Origin of the sequence: Glutamicibacter soli (genome assembly GCF_052322135.1) — a bacterium.
Lineage (GTDB): Bacteria > Actinomycetota > Actinomycetes > Actinomycetales > Micrococcaceae > Glutamicibacter > Glutamicibacter soli.
Window position 1 is genome coordinate 1651599 of record NZ_CM125969.1, and the last position, 19071, is coordinate 1670669.

The 19071-nt window shown below is 65.1% G+C and carries 15 protein-coding genes and 1 pseudogene; 7 read left to right on the forward strand and 9 right to left on the reverse strand.

Translation table 11 applies throughout. From position 1 onward, the window contains the following. Positions 1-236: 236 nt before the first annotated feature. The 3 genes and pseudogenes from ACTX90_RS07790 to ACTX90_RS07800 form a co-directional block, all read right to left on the reverse strand. A complete protein-coding gene (locus ACTX90_RS07790; protein WP_443444062.1) occupies positions 237-470 on the reverse strand; it encodes a transposase in 234 nt (77 codons plus the stop codon). Positions 471-551: 81 nt separating this feature from the next. Then, positions 552-608: pseudogene (locus ACTX90_RS07795) on the reverse strand (hypothetical protein); the annotation flags it as partial. A 39-nt stretch (positions 609-647) separates the two neighbouring features. After that, positions 648-1370, reverse strand: a complete 723-nt coding sequence (locus ACTX90_RS07800) for an IS110 family transposase (RefSeq protein WP_443443761.1) — start codon at positions 1368-1370, stop codon at positions 648-650. A 1114-nt stretch (positions 1371-2484) separates the two neighbouring features. Between ACTX90_RS07800 and ACTX90_RS07805 the strand changes: the two genes are divergently transcribed. The 4 genes from ACTX90_RS07805 (at position 2485) to ACTX90_RS07820 (ending at position 8202) form a co-directional block, all read left to right on the forward strand. Next, positions 2485-3969: a M23 family metallopeptidase gene (locus ACTX90_RS07805; protein ID WP_443443763.1), complete on the forward strand. Its 1485-nt coding sequence runs from the start codon at positions 2485-2487 to the stop codon at positions 3967-3969. A 167-nt stretch (positions 3970-4136) separates the two neighbouring features. Further along, on the forward strand, positions 4137-5699 hold the full coding sequence (gene ffh, locus ACTX90_RS07810; RefSeq protein ID WP_443443765.1) for a signal recognition particle protein: 1563 nt from the start codon (positions 4137-4139) through the stop codon (positions 5697-5699). Continuing rightward, positions 5686-6912: a hypothetical protein gene (locus ACTX90_RS07815; RefSeq protein ID WP_443443767.1), complete on the forward strand. Its 1227-nt coding sequence runs from the start codon at positions 5686-5688 to the stop codon at positions 6910-6912. Before ffh ends, ACTX90_RS07815 begins: the two co-directional genes overlap by 14 nt. A gap of 99 nt (positions 6913-7011) precedes the next feature. After that, positions 7012-8202: a hypothetical protein gene (locus ACTX90_RS07820; protein WP_443443769.1), complete on the forward strand. Its 1191-nt coding sequence runs from the start codon at positions 7012-7014 to the stop codon at positions 8200-8202. An 85-nt stretch (positions 8203-8287) separates the two neighbouring features. Here the strand turns inward: ACTX90_RS07820 and ACTX90_RS07825 are convergent, their stop codons facing one another. Both ACTX90_RS07825 and ACTX90_RS07830 read right to left on the reverse strand, forming a co-directional pair. Continuing rightward, positions 8288-10000 carry an AMP-binding protein gene (locus ACTX90_RS07825; RefSeq protein WP_424679301.1) on the reverse strand — a complete coding sequence of 571 codons (1713 nt, stop codon included), beginning with the start codon at positions 9998-10000 and terminating at the stop codon, positions 8288-8290. 171 nt (positions 10001-10171) lie between these two features. Then, on the reverse strand, positions 10172-11881 hold the full coding sequence (locus ACTX90_RS07830) for an AMP-binding protein (protein WP_443444006.1): 1710 nt from the start codon (positions 11879-11881) through the stop codon (positions 10172-10174). Between the two features lie 230 nt (positions 11882-12111). On the opposite strand from ACTX90_RS07830, the gene ACTX90_RS07835 reads away from it, so the two are divergent. Further along, positions 12112-12981, forward strand: a complete 870-nt coding sequence (locus ACTX90_RS07835) for a VOC family protein (RefSeq protein ID WP_424679303.1) — start codon at positions 12112-12114, stop codon at positions 12979-12981. A gap of 87 nt (positions 12982-13068) precedes the next feature. On the opposite strand, the gene ACTX90_RS07840 is transcribed toward ACTX90_RS07835, so the two are convergent. The 3 genes from ACTX90_RS07840 to ACTX90_RS07850 all read right to left on the reverse strand — a co-directional run bounded on the left by ACTX90_RS07840 (position 13069) and on the right by ACTX90_RS07850 (position 15814). Next, positions 13069-14649 (reverse strand): glycosyltransferase, encoded by a 1581-nt coding sequence (locus tag ACTX90_RS07840; protein ID WP_443443772.1) that lies wholly within the window; start codon positions 14647-14649, stop codon positions 13069-13071. 9 nt (positions 14650-14658) lie between these two features. Further along, positions 14659-14865, reverse strand: a complete 207-nt coding sequence (locus ACTX90_RS07845) for a hypothetical protein (RefSeq protein WP_443443774.1) — start codon at positions 14863-14865, stop codon at positions 14659-14661. Between the two features lie 163 nt (positions 14866-15028). Continuing rightward, complete coding sequence (locus ACTX90_RS07850) at positions 15029-15814, reverse strand: hypothetical protein (RefSeq protein WP_443443775.1); 786 nt, start codon at positions 15812-15814, stop codon at positions 15029-15031. On the opposite strand from ACTX90_RS07850, the gene ACTX90_RS07855 reads away from it, so the two are divergent. Next, positions 15795-16052, forward strand: a complete 258-nt coding sequence (locus ACTX90_RS07855) for a hypothetical protein (RefSeq protein ID WP_053797969.1) — start codon at positions 15795-15797, stop codon at positions 16050-16052. The two genes, ACTX90_RS07850 and ACTX90_RS07855, sit on opposite strands and share 20 nt — an antisense overlap. Before the next feature lie 227 nt (positions 16053-16279). Here the strand turns inward: ACTX90_RS07855 and ACTX90_RS07860 are convergent, their stop codons facing one another. Then, the gene (locus ACTX90_RS07860) at positions 16280-17338 is read right to left on the reverse strand and encodes a thermonuclease family protein (RefSeq protein ID WP_443443777.1); all 1059 of its coding nucleotides are present in this window, start codon (positions 17336-17338) and stop codon (positions 16280-16282) included. A 243-nt stretch (positions 17339-17581) separates the two neighbouring features. Here ACTX90_RS07860 and cls point away from each other — a divergent pair, with 243 nt between their 5' ends. Beyond that, a complete protein-coding gene (cls, locus tag ACTX90_RS07865; protein ID WP_443443778.1) occupies positions 17582-19069 on the forward strand; it encodes a cardiolipin synthase in 1488 nt (495 codons plus the stop codon). Positions 19070-19071: the final 2 nt, after the last annotated feature.

Here is a 19071-nt window from a genome sequence, read left to right on the forward strand (position 1 = left end):
TGGTACCGCTACGGGGTCGGTGAAGTGTAGGCGAGTCGTATCGACGACAAGGTCAGACTGATATTCGCGTGTTGGTTAACGCATGACGATTGTTCGGCTGGAGCCTGCCAAGGTCTAGGATCGAGCGTCACCAGCACTGCTGCTGGCGGCTCATAGCTGTGACTTGGATTTGCTCCTCGTGCTCCCTAACCACTTCACGACCGTGGGCAACGGTACGTTTATCCTGGCGACCACGATCAGGCAGCCACCACGCTCTCACCGGCGTAGGCCGGCTTGCGCTGCCCGGCTTCTTGCACCTCCGAGGCCACGGCCCAGCACCAGCCGGCAAACTCCCGGGCAATGGCCGTATTCGCAATGACGCTCCGGACCCCACGCCGCTCAAACTCGGCCCACCGATCAGCCAACCGATGATTGCCCCTCAACGCCATCATCCGGGTGGCCGAATCAACCAGGTCCAGCTGACGGGCCATCCTGATTCCGGGCCTGGTGAACGCGGGCTTCTGGTGCCAAGATGCTTCGATAAGCAGTCTGCGGGCATAGGTGTTCCCCGCCTTCGTAATCGAGCCTTGGGATCGTTTTTGTCCGGACGAATGCTCACTGGGAACCAACCCGAGGTACGAGCCGATGCTGGAACCGGTGAACCTGGTTCAGTCCCCGATCTCCACCGCCAACCCGAATCCGGTGCTCACCTGAATCCCGCGGTAAAACATCAGGGCGTTGATCACCCCGGCGTATTCGCAGCCTGCACTGACCTGGATGATGTGCTGGTCGATCCGGGCCAGATGCCCACCCAAGGTTTCGACTATCTCCACGTCCGACTGGTAGGAGAACTCGGTGCCCGGCTGCTCGAAGTGCTGGCAGTGCAGCCAAGCCAGGTGATTGCTGGTCCATTTCGTGCCGTCGGGGTAGCGATTCCCGTGGCGCAGCAGCAGGGCGTTGAGCTGTTGCTTGGACTGGGCCAGGGTCTGTTGTGTTTGCAGCCGGGTGCGCGATAAGTCCCGCAGGGCTTCTTGCTCAACGGTGGGGATCCGCACCGCGGTGACTTCGCCCAGGGACAGCATTCTGGCCAGTCCCAGTGCGTCGCGTTGATCGTTTTTGATGTGGTCGCCCGGGGCCCGCAGGAGCTTGGACGGGGCGGCAATGATGCAGTTGACGCCGCGGTCGCGCAGGTAGCGGGCCAACGGGTAGCCGGTTGGTCCTGCCTCGTAGACGACCTGAGTGTCTTGGGGGAACTGCTGCAGCCAGGAGAAGACGACTTCTGGCTCGGCGGACATTTTGGATCGTCTGATTTCGCCGGTGGCTGGGTTCAGTGCGCAGGCGGAGATGGTCTGGGCATGGACATCCAAACCGACGTAGGTACTCTGGTACATGTCGGGGCCTCCCTGAATTGCCTCAAATGTTGGCTCTCCCAGTGAACACCCACAGCCCACCGGGCCGGAAGGTGCTGTCCGTTGGGTAACCCACGAAAGATTGAGCTGTGGTGGCCCCGACGCTACCTTCCCCTCATATTGTCTAGGCCGGTGGATGGCTACCGGCGCCTTCGTCACCTACGCGCTCTCCGTGTCCTAGCAGGGCTCGTGACGGGCTTTCGCCTGAGACGTGGCGTTCGCCGACCCCTGGCTGAGGCGGAAGAATACCAGCACGAGGAAAGCGCCGATCGTAGCAATCATCCTGAGGTACTCAAATTTCTTATGGGCGGTGACGCCTAGGGTACCGGCAATTTGGCCGTGATGCTCCGGTGCGGAGGCGTGAGTCGGATATCGATGTTCGAAAAGTAGTAGCAGAGGGCTATGGCCGTGGTTTGCGATTTGCCGGAGGACTGCAGATAATTGCGCACGAATCTGAATTCCTAACGGGAGGAGCGCCATAAGCTGGTCGACCGAGTGGACTCTTTATAAACTCAGATCCGGGGACAGAATCGAACGATCGAACGGCTGCGCAGACAGTCGGAAAGTCTAACGCTGAGTAGGCTGACCTTACGCACCGGCGGTCGCTGTATCCGCAGTCTGGACGTCCGCGGGACGCCCGAATACCACTATCGACTGACAGGGTTCAGCGGTTTCGCCGTACTCTGCACCATCGGTTCTCGCCCAACCGCCGAAATCGAACAACGGCGAAGGATGGGTGGTGGAAACTGGTATATGGAGTGGAGCAGGTTTCAGTCGCGTGATCTTAGCAAATTCGGTGGTGACGCGGTACAGGGCAGTGGCCCTGGACCAGCCTGTCCCGGTGCGGAGGTTATCCCGGAGGACGCCTTTTCGCATTTGGTGTCCCTGGAATCCTTCGGGGCGAAGCCTTTGCCGATCGGGTGGTGTGTTTTCATCGAGAGTACCTGTCTGATTTCCTTTGCAGAGCACTGTCCTTGATGGAACGCTTGATTTTTCGCGAGCACTTTTAATGACTCAACGCGAACTCTGGCTATGTGGGCCCGGAGTCGATACGCTGGAGGCCACTTTGGATTTGCAGTTTGGGGACTGGCAAATTATGAAAAGGCGTCATCAGGTAAACCATGAACCGGCTGTTCCGGGGAGGCCGCGCGACAACAAGCGCGCGCTGTACGGGGCGGCCAGCCTCGTGCTGGCACTGGGCATCTCCGGCACGCTGGCCACACCGCTCATGGCCGGCCCGGATCATTCCCGGGCCGCGGGCATGGAAGCGTCTGCCGCGGCACTGATGGATTGGGAGATCACCAGCGACGCGGTCCACGTCGACCCGTACGCCCCGCTGGCGGTGTTCGGCGGTGCTGGACAGGTCCTGGACATCGACGGGCGTCCCTCCTTCATGATGAAAAACGCGCAGCGACCCGGCCCCGCCGCGCCGACTGAGCAGCTGGTCGGCGGCCCGCAGGCCCCCGGCGCGCAGATCCGTGCGGAAAACGCCTCCACCTTGCTGATCGGCGAGGTCGGGCAGATCGGCCGGCTGCCGGGCGGGCTGGAACTGTTGCCGCCGGTCAAGACCCGGCGGATCTCCAGCCCCTACGGGTGGCGCGCGAACCCGACCGGCCCGGGCAACCAGATCCACATCGGCCAGGACTATCCCATCGCCTGCGGGTCCCCGGTGTATGCCAGCGAGGACGGCATTGTCACGGTCTCGTCCTGGGCGGGGCACTCCGGAAAACGCATCACCATCGACCACGGCCACAACGTGCAAACCGGCTACAGCCACAATTCGGTGCTCATCGCCGCGGTAGGGCAGAGGGTCAAGCGCGGAGAGCTGATTGCCCGCTCCGGGACCACCGGCAACTCCACAGGCTGCCACGTGCACTTCGAGGTCATCATCAACGGCCGCTGGCACGATCCGCGCAACTACCTGCCGCTGAACCCCGGACAGGCCCAGGCCATGGTCGACTCCCGCCGGTTGACGGTTAGCGCCAACAGCGCGCCGAAGGGCAGCAAGCCTTCGGCGCCAGCGAAGGAACAGAAGCCTTCCAAGGACACGCACGACAACCCGGATGTCGTGGTGCCCGAGGACGACACCCCGATGGTTCCCAAGCCCAGCCCGGCACCGACCCACCAGCCTCCGTCCAAGGACAAGCCCAGCGCCACACCGAAGCCGAGCGCTACTGCCAAACCCAGCGCTACACCCACGCCGAGCGCTACGCCGAAGCCGACCAAGCCGACCAAGCCGACCAAGCCTGCCAAGCCCACCGCGACGGCGACCGAGGAACCTTCAGCCTCGCCGACCCAGAGCGGCACCGCCACGCCGACAGCGCCCACGCCTCCGAATAGCGTGAAGCCCAGCGCACCATCAACACCGACCGGCACCGCGACGCCGCCGAGCCAGCCGCAAGCGCCCGGCGCACCGGTCACCCCGGTGAAGCCGACCAAGGCTCCTGCGGTTCCGGACACGCCGGCGGCGACGCCTCCCGCCAAGGCGCCGTCCACGCAGAAGAGTCCGGCCGCGGATTCCCCGCCGGCAACGGAGCCGGACGCCGCCGCCCGCACCCCCGGCCGGGTGGACGCGGAATGACCCCTGGGGACGGGCGCCGCCGCCGTGACGCGCCGGAAAACGGATTTCACACGGTCTTGGGTGCGCCGCCGGTTAGCCATGTGGCGGATTGTTGATATTCTTGGTAGTCGAGTCCTGTGCGATTTTGTTTGCGCACCACAAGACCTATCGAAAGAAGTGCCCGGCACGTGTTTAATTCACTTTCCGATCGCCTGACAGCAACCTTCAAGAACCTGCGCGGCAAGGGCCGCCTGTCCGAGGCAGACATCGACGGTACCGTCCGCGAAATCCGTCGCGCCCTGCTGGACGCTGACGTTGCCGTCCCGGTGGTCCGCGCCTTCGTGGCCCAGGTGAAGGAACGCGCGCTCGGCATCGAGGTTTCCGAGTCGCTGAACCCGGGCCAGCAGGTCGTCAAGATCGTCAACGAGGAGCTCGTGGCCATCCTCGGCGGCCAAACCCGCCGGCTGAACCTGGCCAAGAACCCTCCCACGGTGATCATGCTCGCCGGCCTGCAGGGCGCCGGCAAGACCACCCTGGCCGGCAAGCTGGCCAAGCACCTGAAGTCCGAGGGCCACACCCCGATGCTGGTGGCCTGCGACCTGCAGCGCCCGAACGCGGTCAAGCAGCTGCAGATCAACGGCGAACGCGCCGGCGTGCCGGTCTATGCACCACACCCGGGCGTCTCCTCCGAATTCGACACCCCGACCGGCGATCCGGTGGCGGTGGCCCGCGACGGCGTGGCCGAGGCCAAGGCCAAGCTGCACGACATCGTCATTGTCGATACCGCCGGCCGCCTGGGCGTGGACACCGAGATGATGGCCCAGGCCGCGAACATCCGCGCCGCCATCGACCCGGATGAAGTGCTCTTCGTCATCGACGCCATGATCGGCCAGGACGCGGTCAACACCGCCCAGGCCTTCCACGAGGGCGTGGACTTCACCGGCGTGGTGCTCTCCAAGCTGGACGGCGACGCCCGCGGCGGCGCCGCCTTGTCGGTGGCCTCGGTGACCGGCAAGCCGGTCATGTTCGCCTCCACCGGCGAGAACCTGGACGACTTCGAGGTCTTCCACCCGGACCGCATGGCCAGCCGCATCCTGGACATGGGCGACGTGCTCACCCTGATCGAGCAGGCCGAGAAGAACTGGGACAAGGGCGAAGCCGAGCGGATGGCGAAGAAGTTCGCCGACCAGGAAGACTTCACCCTGGACGACTTCCTCGCCCAGATGGCCCAGATCAAGAAGATGGGCTCCATGAAGAAGCTGCTGGGCATGATGCCCGGCGCGCAGATCTCCCGCCAGCAGCTGGAGCAGTTCGACGAACGCCAGATCGACCGCGTGGAGGCCATCGTCCGCTCGATGACCCCGCACGAGCGTGTGGCCCCGAAGATCATCAACGGCTCGCGCCGCGCCCGTATCGCCAAGGGTTCGGGTGTCGCCGTCTCCGAGGTCAACCAGATGCTTGAGCGCTTCGCCGAAGCCCAGAAGATGATGAAGAAGATGGCAGCCGGCGGCGGCATCCCGGGCATGCCGGGTGCCGGCAAGGGCGCCGCCCGCAAGGCGAAGGCCAAGGGCAAGGGCAAGAAGCAGGTCAAGTACGGCAACCCTGCCAAGGCCGCGCAGGCCCAGCTGGAATCCCAGCAGAAGAAGGCCTCCGCGCCGTCCGGCGCCGCCTTCGGCCAGGGAGCCCAGGACTTCGACCCGTCGAGCCTGAACCTGCCGGCAGGCTTCGAGAAGTACCTTGGCAAGAAGTAGCCACGAGTCGCCACAGGGCGGCGTCCGGTCCGAAACGCTGGTCGCCGCCCTGACTCTTATCTTCGAGGACACCGAAGTCCTGGATGCCGAAGGCGCGGTGCGCCGCGTCCTGGCCGAGCGGGAGGCCATTTCCCTGGTCTCCGAAGCAGTGCCGTGGAACGGGCTGGTGCTCATCGAGGTCGGCATCGCGGTGGATCCCGAGGGGCTGATCCTGCTGGCCAACGCCGACGGGAGCGCCCGGTTGGGGCAGCAGGTGGAGGACTTCGCCCTGGCGCTGAAGCTCGGCACCGGTGCGTTGTACGCGGACCAGGACGACTATGAGGTCCAAAGCGGGGAACCGATCCAGGATGAGCGCCTCGGGCAGATGCCGCCCGGGCGCACGCTGCTTGCCGGGGCGCTGACCGAGGCTGACATGCAGCTGCTGGCCGCGGCCTCCAAGACCGAGTGGAACCTGCTGCTCTCCGAGGACCCAGAGCGCACCTCCATCGCCGTGCATGACGGGTTCCTGGTCGGCAGGTACCCCGGCGCGGACCAGTATCCGGCCGTCATGATCAGCCGCTGCGGCCCGCGCTATACGGCCAGCTTCTGGTTCCCGCAGCAGAGCTCCAAGCTCTCCGGGGAACCGGCCTGGGTGCATATCTGGCCGGTGGCCGCCGGCCCGGCGGTGCAGCCTGCGGCCGGAACCGCCGCTCGGGCGCAGCTGCAGCTGCTGGAAACCCGCTACTTCGCCACCGACCCCGCGGAACTCGACGAACTGTCCTCCATGAAGGTTTCTGGCGAGCATATCGAGATCCTCAAGCGTGTGCTCACCGGCGCCGGCGGCCAGCAGGCAGCTGAGCAGGTGCTTGCCGCCTTCGGCCACGACCCCAACGCGGCCCGGTACCTTTCCCAGGCCAGCTTGCCCGAGGGCTCGAGATTGATTCAGCCGATGGGCTTCGGCAAGGCCCTGGGCCGGGCCGTGGCGATGGAGGCCCGCAAGAGCAGTGCCGCCCCGCGCTGGTTCAATTCGATGTCCTGGAAACCGTGGCTGCAGCTGTGCTGGGGCCTTATCGAGGCGCTGGTCTTCACGCTGATGCTCGCCGGCACCGACTGGGACCGGCCCTGGGTGGCGGCTTGGCTGGTTGTCGTAATCCTTGCGGTCGGCTATGTGGATGCTGCGGGCAACGTGGTGTTCGGCGCGGTGCGCTGGGTGCGGGGTATGCGCCGGCGCTAGCGGCGGCCTGCGGCGGGGCAAATCCGCGGCGGGCGCCCGCCGCGCGCCTATGATTGAAGCTAAGCACCAGTCCCACCCATCCCAAAGGGGTTTACCTTCGTGGATTCCAGCGAGTTCAGCTACCTCAACATCGAGTTCATTTTCCTGGGCGACAGGCCCGACGCGGCCGAGGTGGTGCGCACCGCCCTGGCCGACCGGCGCCTGCTGGGCTTTGTCGGCGGCACCGTTGAACGCGAGCACGCTACCGAGGTCGCGGCGCAGATCGCCACGGTCAGCCCGGCCCGCGACGCGGTGCTCTACCGCGTGGACGCCAAGGGCAAGCTGCGCGAAGGCTCCCGGGTCACCAAGCTGGTGCACGAGCTGAAGAACTCCACCGAAGCCGACTACGTGCTGCTGGACGGCGAGGAAATCGACGGCCCGACCCCTGAAGAGGACCTGCTGGGCGACTACGGGGCCACCACCGAGCTGGTCCACGGGCGCAAGCTCAAGGGCTCCGAGCTCGTGGCCGCCTCCGGCCTGGAGGAGAACGTGCTCACCTTGTGGAACCACGGCACCGGGCTGATGGCCATGTCCGCCGAGCCGGTGTCCACCGCGACCATCGCGCGCTCAAACCGCCCGTTCCTCTCGCTGACCCGCAACGGGAACACGCTCAGCGCCCTGGTCACCGGTGCCGGCTCCCGGCGCGACTTCTTCCCGAAGGCCGTGCACTACCACGTGGATCTGGAACGCACCACGATCATCGAGCCGGAAGCCGGCAGCCCGGCCGCGCAGCGGCTGGCCGAGCTGGAATTCTCGCTGCTGGGCTGGGAAACGGTGGACGACCAGACCCTGGGCGAATTCCTCAGCGACCAGTCCAAGCTGCAGGAGGCGCTCGCGTTGGTCAAGGCGCCGGGCAGCCTGAAGAGCTTCAAGCGCTTCGTGGCCCTGCTGGGCTTCGATCCGCGCAGTGTGGACTACCTGACGGGCAAGCCGCTGCCGGAGAACATCCGCGTAGTCGCCACCGGCGGCCCGGTCAAGACCATCAAGGCCGCCCTGGCCGAGCACGAACGCGAGGCCAGCGGCTTGGCCAAGCTGCTCTACCGCGGTAGCTGGGGTCCGAAGGCGCTGATCACCTCCAGCCTGGCGGTGCTGGGTTCCGGGGCGCTGGCCCACCTGGCGCTGGCCAAGTGCTCCAAGCTGTCTTCGGTTCCCAAGCCGCTGCGCAACCTGCTGATGATCGCCTGGTACGCCGACGGCCTGTTCTACCTGGGCGGGGGAATCCTAGGCGCGGTGAAGGCGCGCGGCAAGTAGCCGCACCCCGAATTTCGCATACAAAACCCGAAGGGCTCGGACAGCGTGGCTGTCCGAGCCCTTCGGGTTATGCGCCGTCCCGGGCTCAGCCCAATGACTTCAGCGACGGGAAATCGGTGTCCCGGTACTCCTTCGGCGGCACCTCGCCCTTGGCATGCTGGTCGCTTTCGGCCAGGCGCAGCTCCACGCGCCGGATTTTGCCAGAGATGGTTTTGGGCAGCTCGGAGAATTCCAGGCGGCGGATGCGCTTGTACGGGGCCAGGTTCACGCGGCAGTAGCCCAGGATGCTTTCGGCGGTCTCGGCGGTGGGCTCATGGCCCGGCGCTAGCACCACGAACACCTTCGGCACCGACAGCTTCATCGGATCCGGCGAGGGGACCACGGCGGCCTCGGCGACCGCCGGGTGCTCCAGCACCACCGATTCCAGCTCGAAGGGGCTGAGCTTGTAGTCGCTGGACTTGAACACGTCGTCCGCGCGCCCCACATAGGTCAGCACACCCTCCGCGTCGCGTTCGGCGATGTCCCCGGTGCGGTAGACCCCGCCTCGGGTGGCCTGATCGGTTTTCGCCTGGTCCTCGAAGTAGCCCTTCATCAGGCCCACCGGCCGCGGGTCCAGCCGCAGGCAGATCTCGCCGACTTCCGCCAGCTGGCCGGTGGTCGGGTTGCGCAGCTCGATCTCGTACCCGGGCATCGGGCGCCCCATGGCGCCCACCTTGACCGACTCTCCCGGAGGGTTGGCGATCTGCACGGTGGTTTCGGTCTGGCCGTAGCCGTCGCGGATGACCTGGCCCCAGGCGTTGCGCACCTGCTCGATGACCTCGCGGTTCAGCGGCTCGCCGGCGGAGACCAGCTTGCGCGGGGGAGTGCGCAGCACCGAAAGGTCGGCCTGGATGAGGTAGCGCCACACCGTGGGCGGGGCGCAGAAACTGGTGACGTTCTCGACATCCATCTGGTGCATCAGCGCCTTGGGGTCGAAGCGCTCGTAGTTGTAGACGAACACCGTCGCCTCGGCGATCCACGGGCCGAAGAAGTTGGACCACGCGTGCTTGCCCCAGCCCGGGGAGGCAACGTTCAGGTGCACGTCGCCCGGTTCCAGTCCGATCCAGTACATGGTCGCCAGGTGGCCCACCGGGTAGGACACGTGGGTATGCTGCACCAGCTTGGCCTGCGAGGTGGTGCCGGAGGTGAAGTAGAGCAGCAGGGTCTCGTCCGCGCGCGTGGGGGTGTCCAGCGCGAAGTCCGCCGGGGCCTGATGGGAGTCGTCGAAGTGCAGGGTGCCTTCACGTGCTTCGCCGCGCACCTGGACGGTGGTGTAGTCGCCGGGCACCTGCTCAAGCTTGGGCAGCTGGTCGTAGCTGGTGACGATCCAGTTGGCCTTGCCGCGTTCAATGCGGTCGGCCAGGTCCACGCTGGTCAGCTGCGTGGTGGAGGGGATGATGATGGCGCCCAGCTTCATGCCCGCGAGCATGATCTCCCACAGCGCGACCTCGTTGCCGAGCATCACGATCATGGTGTCCTGGCGCTTGAACCCGTTCTCCGAGAGCCAGCGCGCCACCTGGGTGGAGCGCCGCGACAGCTCGGCCCAGCTGTAGCGGGCGCTGCTGCCGTCCGGCTCGGTGAGGATCAGCGCCGGGGTGTCCGCGCGCGCCGGATCCTTGGCCACCGCGTCGAACCAGTCGTAGGCGAAGTTGAAGTCCTCGAACTGCGGCCAGCTGAAGGCCTTGCGCGCACCGGCGTAGTCGTCGCGGTGGGCCAGGAGGAGGTCGCGCGCCGCACGGAACTTCTCGGTGTTACTCATCAGAGTCCTTTCGGCGGCAGCTGGACTGCACGGTGAACAGGGTGAACGTTTCCTTGATCAATATACTCTGGTGCTCACTTTGGACGAATTGTTGCGTCAGGTTGTGCGGTCGACTTGCGCAACACGTGCAATATTGATCAATACGACACCCTGCCGCCAGCACTCCCGGTGTCAGCTGGATTTCAATCCCGGGAAGTCGGTGTCCCGGTATTCGGTGCCCGGAGCGGTGCCGCCGCGGTGGCGTTCCTCCTCCGCCCGGCGCAGCTCCACCCGGCGGATCTTGCCCGAGATGGTTTTGGGAAGCTCCGCGAATTCCAGGCGGCGGATCCGCTTGTAGGCGGCCAGGTGCTCGCGGCAGTAGGCAAGGATGCTCTCTGCCAGCTGAGCCCCGGCGGTGTAGCCGGCGGCCGGCACCACATAGGCCTTGGGCACGGACAGCCGCAGGTCGTCCGGCGCGGGAACCACTGCCGCCTCGCCAACCCCCGGATGCTCGATCAGCACCGACTCCAGCTCGAAGGGGCTGAGCTTGTAGTCGCTGGACTTGAATACGTCATCCGCCCGCCCCACATAGGTGAGCACCCCGTGCTCGCCCCGCTCGGCGATGTCCCCGGTGTGGTAGACCCCGCCGTGGAATGCCTGCGCGGTTTTCTCCTCGTCCTCGAAGTAGCCGTTCATCAGTCCCAGCGGCCGCGGATCGGTCACCAGGCAGATCTCCCCGGTGTCCGATTCCTGCCCGGTCAGCGGGTCGCGCAGCACCACCTGGTAGCCGGGCATCGGGCGGCCCATGGCGCCGATGACGATCCGCTCTCCGGGCGGGTTGGCGACCTGCACGGTGGTTTCGGTCTGCCCGAAACCGTCGCGGATGACCTGGCCCCAGGCACGCTGCACCTGGTCGATGACCTCGGCGTTCAGCGGTTCGCCGGCCGAGACGAGCTTGGCCGGGGGAGTTGCCAGCTGGGTCAGGTCCGCCTGGATCAGCAGCCGCCAGACGGTGGGCGGGGCGCAGAAGCTGGTGACCTTCTCGCGGGCCATCTGCTCCATCAACGCTCCGGCGTCGAAGCGTTCGTAGTTGTAGACGAAGACCGTCGCCTCGGCGATCCACGGGGTGAACAGGTTGGACCACGCGTGTTTGGCCCAGCCGGGGGAGGCGACGTTCAGGTGCACGTCGCCTGGCTCCAGGCCGATCCAGAACATTGTGCTCAGGTGCCCCACCGGGTAGGACACGTGGGTGTGCTCCACGAGCTTCGCCCGCGAGGTGGTGCCCGAGGTGAAGTAGCGCAGCAGCGGTTCTTCGGCGCGGGTCGGGGATTCCAGGGTGAACTCCGTTGGCGCGGTGAATGAATCCGCGTAGGACAGGATTCCCTCGGCCGGGGTGCCGCCGATCTGCACCAGTGTGAAGTCCTCCTCCAGCGAGGCGAACTTAGGGGTCTCGGCTTCGTTGGTGATGACCCAGGTGACGTGTCCGCGCTGGATGCGGTCGCTGAGGTCCGCGGGGGTCAGCTGCGTGGTGCAGGGGACCAGGATGGCGCCGAGCTTGATGCCTGCCAGCATGGTTTCCCACAGCTCGACCTGGTTGCCCAGCATCACCGCGATGGAATCCGAGCGGCGCACCCCGGAATCGCTGAGCCAGCGGGCCAGCTGGGTCGAGCGCTCGGACAGCTCGCGCCAGGTGCGCCGGGTCGAGGAGCCGTCCAGCTCGGTGATCACCAGTGCCGGGGTGTCGACGCGCTGCGGGTCGGCGGCAACCTGGTCGAACCAGTCGAAGCCGAAATTGAAATGGGTGAAACGCGGCCAGGAGAAATGCTCGCAGGCGTGCTGGTAGTTCTCGCGCCACGCGATCAGCTGATCCCGTACCGTGCGGAATTCCTCGGTCACACCCATTTGCATCCTCCAGCTCGCAGATTCGCCGCCCATTTCCTTTGTGATGACGGTCACTGGCCAATATACTTTGACGTCCTATCAAAGGGGAAGGGTTTCCGCTCGCGGGGTGTCGTGCCGCGGCCACAAAATTGGGATGTGGGGCACATTTGAATTAAAAGATTGAAGCTTCAACTAAAGAGGCGTACTCTGGAATCAAGCAAGACAACCCGCCCGCAGAAAGGACGCCGACCATGGCACCCCTGAAGGAAGACAAGCTCTCCGCGCAGCTGTCGATGAATGCCGTGCAGCTCAAGGTCGGCGACCTGGACATCATGAGCACCTACTACCAGCAGGCCCTCGGTCTGGAAGTGCTCAAGGAAAGCGCCGCCGGCACCAGCCTTGGACGCGGCGCCGAAACCCTAGTCCAGCTTACGCCTGCCCCCGGGCTGCAGTTGCCGGCTCGCGGCGAAGCGGGCCTGTTCCACACCGCTCTGCTCTTCAAGACCCAAGCCGATTTGGCCGCCACCGTGCTGTCCGCCGCGCAGTACAACCAGAGCAGCTTCGTGGGCAGCTCGGACCATCTGGTCTCCGAGGCCTTCTACTTCACCGATCCGGAAGGCAACGGTATCGAGCTCTACTTCGACCGCCCGCGGGACACCTGGACCTGGACCGGAGACCAGGTCTCCATGGACACCATCTACCTGGACCCGAACAACTTCCTGAACACCCACCTGAGCGAGGAAGCTGTCGCCGGGCAGAAGCGGGCTGGCGCCGAGGTAGGCCACGTCCACCTGCAGGTCGGCGACGTCGCGACGGCCCACCAGTTCTACGTCCAGACCCTGGGGTTCGACCAGACTGCGGCCCTGGGCAACCAGGCGCTGTTCGTCTCCGCCGGCGGCTACCACCACCACATGGCCATGAACGTCTGGAATTCCCGCGGCGCAGGACCCCGCAAGGACACCCTGGGCCTGGGCGAGGTGCTGATCAACGTCCCGACCCAGGACGAGATCGGCAAGATCGCCGAGCGCCTTGACTTCGCCGGTGTGCAGAATCACCACACCGGATCCGAGCTGCAGTTCAAGGATCCGTGGAACAACCAGCTGCGCGTCGCCGTGCGCTAGGCACCTGCCCGCCGCGCCGGTCGGAATCCACAGCACCCGGGCAGTGCTCCCTGCGGAGCGCTGCCCGGGGGCATTTTGAGGCAGGTGTCAGCCGCGCTTGAAGGACAGGTTGTTGTAGGCAGTCAGGTACGGCACGAGCGCCGGGTCTGCAAGACGCAGGCGCTTGGTTTCCGAACGTGTGCCGAGGCTGAATTTCACGCTCGCGTCGCCAATGGCGTCGGCCACCCTGGGCTGGGCCAGGATCCCGGTGCTGATGGCGAACGCCGCGCTGTCCGCAGCCGCCTCGCTGGCCGGGATGCTGGCGACGACCTCCTTGGAGTCGCGCCCGATGAGCACGAGCTCGAACTGCCCGTCCACCGGAGCCGGAACCCCATGGGCGAAGCGGATCTTCACGGATCCGTCATGGAAATCCATGCCCTGCAGATCTGCGGTGAACTCCGGAAGCTTGTCCGGCGCACCTGCCTGCTTGAGCTGTGCGGCTTTGTTTCTGGTGTCCACCCACAGCCCTACGATGTCGCGGCGGGCCCAGTCCTCGGCAAACTGGCTCGCCTTGGCGGACATGCGGGCGGCGAGCTGGGGGTCGCGGATCAGCAGTTCGGCCTTGTCCGCCATCGCGGTGATGTCCCCGTGGGGGACCAGGAAGCCGTTGGCGCCGTCGGTGATCGAATCCGCCGGGCCGAAGTTGATGTCGAATGACACCGGCACGCAGCCCTGCTGCTGCGACTCGATCAGCACCAGCGCCTGCCCCTCGTTGGTCGAGGTCAGCAGGTGGATGGCCGCCGAGGCGAAATGCCGGGGCAGCTGGTCGGAGTATCCGTGGAAGATGACGTTGTCCCGGACTTCAAGTTCGCCGGCCAGCTGCTCCAGCGCGCCGAGCTGGGCGCCGTGCCCGACCACATTCAGCGTGGGATCCAGCCCACGCAGCTTCAGCTCGGCAACCACCCTGATCGAGGCCGCAACGTTCTTGTTGACCGGCAGCGAGCCGGCGGCAATCAGATGCGCGGGGTTTCGCTGCGGCCGCGGGGGATCGACATGTCCGCTGCGCACCGGGTTGGGGACGACAAAAGTGCGTTCTTCATCGCCGAAGCGCTCCACGTAGGCGCCGCGCTGCGCTTCGGTCAGGAAAACGAAACCGTCCCACTTAGTCCGCTGTTCGATCATCGGGGCGTGCCCCTCGGCCAGCTGGCCGGTCAGCAGATCCTGCCCCGCCTTGACGTGCGTGCTGTGGAAGGCGAACAACTTGGGCACATGCACCGTTTTCCAGGCGTTCAGGAACTTGGCCGAGAACTTGCTGTCGACCACCACCGGCGCCTTGTCGTGGTCCACCACCTGCGTGAGCCAGTAGCGATACAGCGCCCCGGCGCTGGTGAAGCGCGCGGTCACCCGACCGGCTGCTTCAAGCACTTCCAGCAGCCTCCGCTCAACGTCCTGGGAGCGGAACTTCGTATCGGTGAGGAACGCCGACCCGTCCCGGCGGAAGTAGGTTTTGCGTTCGGCCGACCGCTCCGGTCCCGCCCAGCTGCTTTCGCTGAATACTGCATCGTCCGAGTCGAGGTAGCTGATGTTGGACTCAACCCGGAAATCCGTGTGCTTGGGGGCGAATTTCGCCGCTGCGAGTTTGGCCTGCGGTTTCAGCGGATGCTCGGCCATGTGTTCGTAGAAATTCACATGGCGGACCTACTCCGAAAGCTTGCCTCGTTCGCGCAGGCCCTGCAGCAACTCGGGATAGGCGGAATCCGCGTTAAACGTCACCACGGAGGCATGCCCGTAGCGTTCGGCAAACGCCGCGGCTCGCTGGAGGCAGACGGTGGTCATGCCGCCGAATTCATGTTCCACCTGCCAAGTCACCATGTATGCGTCGAGGGGCGCCGTCTGAACATTCACAGTTTCAATCCTCAAGATGATTCACCGGGATTCACCCGCACCCGGGTGAGGTCGATTAGTTGTCTACGCTACGTGAAGAACCGGCAGGTTTGGCGCAGGCGCGACGTGGTGACGCCTCGGCGGCTCGAAGTTTCACCCGGGGTCCAGGTGCGAGAATCCCAGACTATTTCACGCTGAATTCGAAACGTCCTCCGGTCGAATCAACCAGGCAGAAACCGGGCTCCCCTTCCACAGCCAGCATGCAGGCGCCAAAACCGATGATCTCCACCCCGCCGGTGCTCGGGCGCTCTTGCAGCAGCCGCTGCAGGAAAGCCTTCGCCTCATCGCAGCTGAGCTGGGAATTCCCCAACTCGTAGGTGTACTTTGCGCCGACGCAGGAGGCCGCTTCGGTGCTCGCTTCACCCAGCGGAGGGGCCGTGAACTTCTTGATTTCCTTCAGCGACAGCATGACCGACTTCAGCTGCTTGTACTCCTCGGTTTTGGCGTAGGCCCTGACGCGGGCTGCCCCGGTCAGGCTTGGATCCACTCCCGTGAGCTGCTGATCGTCTTCAATTACCCGGTAGAAGGTGGCGCTGCTTGACTGCGAAGGGCTGAAGACCCATGGCAGGACGTCTGCGACTTCAAGCTGGTTCTTCTTACCCATGGCCAAGCTGATGGAGGTCCCGGTGCTGCCCTTGGAGGTGGCGAAAACATACGACTGGCCATTAACCGCCTTGTCGCTGAAATCGATGATCTCATTGTGCACCTGCGTCATGGGCGGCTCGCCATGAGCGTAGTATTCGATGCCGGTGCTCAGCACCGCCATTTCCGCTCCCTTGGCATTGCGGATGCTATAGGTCGACTTGAGGTCCTCGTGCACTTGGCCTTCGAAGTATTCGCCGGTCTCAACAAGGCTCCAGTCCGCCGGCATCTCAAGTTCGAAATGCCCCTTGCCTACCTTGTGCTTCACGGTCGCCGCGGTCTGCGTAGTGGCGCTCGCCGATACCGAATTGGTTGGCGTGGCTGACGCGGAAGACGCGGAAGACGCGGAAGCCGTGGCAGAGGTGGAAGCCGTGGGCGAGGGGTCCGGCGAAGGTTGCGATGGCGATACGGAACACGAGCTGAGCGCAAGCGCCAGGGCCGTGGCAGCTGAGGCGGCCGTGAACCGGCGGGTGATGGAAATGATGGTTTCTCCCCATGGATGCTGAAGTCTGCTTGTCATCGTGGCGTACCGCGGTGCGGTACTGCGACGGTATTGATCCTAGGGGCGAATGGGACTTTGTCTCCGATCGGTGGATAAATATGACACCGGCGGAACAGGAAATCGGTTTGAAAATAAGCAATGCCCGGCACCCGGATCACGAGGATCGGGGTACCGGGCATCCAACGGGAGAATCGGCAGCAGGCAAGCTGCTGGGCTATCGGCCGCCTGGTATCAGCAGGGCTTCCAGGTCTTGCCGCCGGGTGCGTAGCACCGCGGCCCGGTGTAGTTGGAGTAGGAGCTCTTCTTCGGAGCCGACTTCTTTGGCTGCGTGCGCGGCTTCGAGTACGACTTCTGCGCGGAATAGCGCTTCTGCTGCGCCTTCTGGGCGGCCTTCGCCGCGGCCTGCTGTTCGGCTGCCCGCTGCGCGGCGGCCTCGGCTTCCTTCTTGGCCTTGGCTTCGGCTTCCTTCTTCTTGCGCTCCGCTTCCTTGCGCTGCTTTTCCTGCTCCACCAGTTCTGCGCGCTGTTCCTTGTGGAAGGCCTCCAGCTGCTTGGTGTCATCGATACGCGTGGAGAGACGGGAAATATCGCTCGCATAGCGGCCGCTCATCAGCGCATGGGTCACCGGGTGCGTGGCAGACTCCACCTTGTTCAGGGAGCTCTTCACCGCCAGGCCCACGCCGACCGCTGCCGCGGCTTCGCCCATGAGCGATTCGGCTTCCTCTATGCTGTCTGCCGGCAGCGATGAAACCTCGGAGAGCGCGGTGTCCGCCTCGTCCAGCTGGGCCGGGATAGTGCATTCCACGGATGGGTCGAACAACCCTTCGCCGGCATCGACAGCCTTCTGCTCGGCGGCCAGTACTTCGTCGTAGAACTTCACATTCGGCTCGTACTTCACGGCGACGCCCAGGCCGGCCGCCGCGATGGCGCTGTTGACGAACAGGTCGTCCTTGAACACGCCGGCCAGGGTCCGCCCGTAGCGGTCCTCGCGTTCGATGTCGTATTCCAGATCCACCTTCTCGCCGGGCTTCAGCAGCCTCTCCAGGTAGTCCGTAGCTTCCGGGCCCATGCATTCGACGGCCTTGTCGGGATCCACGGTTTCGGGGGTGTCGATATTCAGCAGCCGTACCCGCGTTTGCTCGCCTGCGATTTCCAGATCCACGGTGTCGCCATCGACCACACGGATGACCGTGCCGTGGGAATCCGAATTCGAGGTGGTGGCGTAGACGGCCCCGCCGGCGACCAGCGAGGCGATGACGCCCGCTGAAATCCATCCAGCTCTTTTGCTCATGGTGCTTGTTTTCCTTGTGGTGCGGGTGATGGGTGCAGCGATAAGTGCTGCGGCAAGTGGCTTGCACCTTCAATATATCTATTTGCCAGCCATGGGGCTCTTATAAGTCCGGGCACCGGCTGAGAGGTTGAACACCCTCCGGTTGCGCGTAAACTGCGGGAAAACGCGCACGTGGACATAGGATCTCGTACGGGGCCGCTGTTGGCCTTCCGGTTGCGCATCGTGGAGCTGAGAGGCAGCGCATTGAATACAGCTGACGAAGTTGGCGTGGTTTTCCTGATCCTGCATCTGGTCATCGGCCTGACCGCCGCCATCGTCATCTCCTCGCGGCGCAAGCCGACCACGGCCATCGCCTGGATCATGACGATCATCTTCATCCCGTACCTGGGCGCCATCGCCTTCTTCCTGATCGGCTTCGGCCGGCTTCCGCGCCACCGCCGGGAGAAGCAGCGGCAGGTCAACGAGCTGATGCACGCCGCCTCCGGGCTCAGCGGGCACCGGGCGCAGTTCGACTCACCTGACTGGCTGGCCCCGACCGTGGCGATGAACGAGAAGCTCGGCGCGCTGGGCATGGTCTCGGGAACCTCCGCCACGCTGATCGGCGGCTACGAGCAGTCCATCGCCTCCATGGTCCGCGCGGTCGAGAAGGCGCAGTCATTCATCCACGTGGAGTTCTACATCCTGGTCAGCGACCAGACCACCGGCGAGCTCATCGCCGCGCTGGGCCGCGCCGCCGCCCGCGGGGTCGCGGTGCGGGTGCTCTTCGACCACGTCGCCACCCTGACCCTGCCGCGGCGCAAGGAAACCATCCAAGAGCTGGACCGGCTGGGCATCCAATGGCACCACATGCTGCCGCTGAAGCCGCACAAGGGCCAGTGGCAGCGTCCGGACCTGCGCAACCACCGCAAGCTGCTGATCGTGGACGGGGAAGTGGGCTTCACCGGGTCGCAGAACCTGATCGACTCGACCTACCTCAAGCCCGGGAACCTACGCCGCGGCCTGCATTGGAAGGAACTGATGGTGCGGCTGGAAGGCCCGATCGTCAGCGAGCTGGACGCGGTGTTCATCACCGACTGGTTCAGCGAAACCGACGAGCTGCTCGAAGGGGAGACCTACCAGGTGCGCGAGGCAAGCATCCACCATGAAACGCCCAGCGCCCACCAGTCGCGCACCGTGCACGGGCTCGACGCGCAGGTGATCCCCAGCGGCCCGAGCTTCGAGAACGACAACAACCTCAAGCTGTTTGTCTCGCTGATCCACAATGCCCGGCGCCGGGTGAGCATCACCAGCCCCTACTTCGTCCCGGACGAGGCCACCTTGCAGGCCATCATCACCGCCGCCTCCCGCGGGCTGGCGGTGGAGCTGTTCGTTTCCGAGGTCGCCGACCAGGCGATGGTCTACCACGCGCAGCGCTCCTACTACGCCGACCTGCTGGCCGCCGGGGTGAAGATCTACCAGTACCCTTCGCCCACCGTGCTGCACTCCAAGCACTTCTCGATCGACGACGAGGTCGCGGTGATCGGCTCCAGCAACATGGACATGCGCTCCTTCAGCCTGAACATGGAGGTCTCGCTGCTGGTGCGCGGGGCGCAGTTCGTCGCCGAAATCCGCAAGGTCGAGGACGGCTACCGGAAGATCAGCTTCCCCATCGACCTTCAGCGCTGGAGGCGGCGGCCGTGGCGGGAGAAGATCCTTGACTCGCTGGCCCGGCTGACCCCCGCCCTGCAGTAGTC

Bases quoted from the DNA above. Each gene is read 5' to 3' on its own strand.
- ACTX90_RS07790 (WP_443444062.1), bottom strand. From the start codon at position 470: ATGGCCCGTCAGCTGGACCTGGTTGATTCGGCCACCCGGATGATGGCG.
- ACTX90_RS07860 (WP_443443777.1), bottom strand. From the start codon at position 17,338: ATGAGCAAAAGAGCTGGATGGATTTCAGCGGGCGTCATCGCCTCGCTG.
- ACTX90_RS07830 (WP_443444006.1), bottom strand. From the start codon at position 11,881: ATGGGTGTGACCGAGGAATTCCGCACGGTACGGGATCAGCTGATCGCG.
- ACTX90_RS07805 (WP_443443763.1), top strand. From the start codon at position 2,485: ATGAAAAGGCGTCATCAGGTAAACCATGAACCGGCTGTTCCGGGGAGG.
- ACTX90_RS07825 (WP_424679301.1), bottom strand. From the start codon at position 10,000: ATGAGTAACACCGAGAAGTTCCGTGCGGCGCGCGACCTCCTCCTGGCC.
- ACTX90_RS07800 (WP_443443761.1), bottom strand. From the start codon at position 1,370: ATGTACCAGAGTACCTACGTCGGTTTGGATGTCCATGCCCAGACCATC.
- ACTX90_RS07835 (WP_424679303.1), top strand. From the start codon at position 12,112: ATGGCACCCCTGAAGGAAGACAAGCTCTCCGCGCAGCTGTCGATGAAT.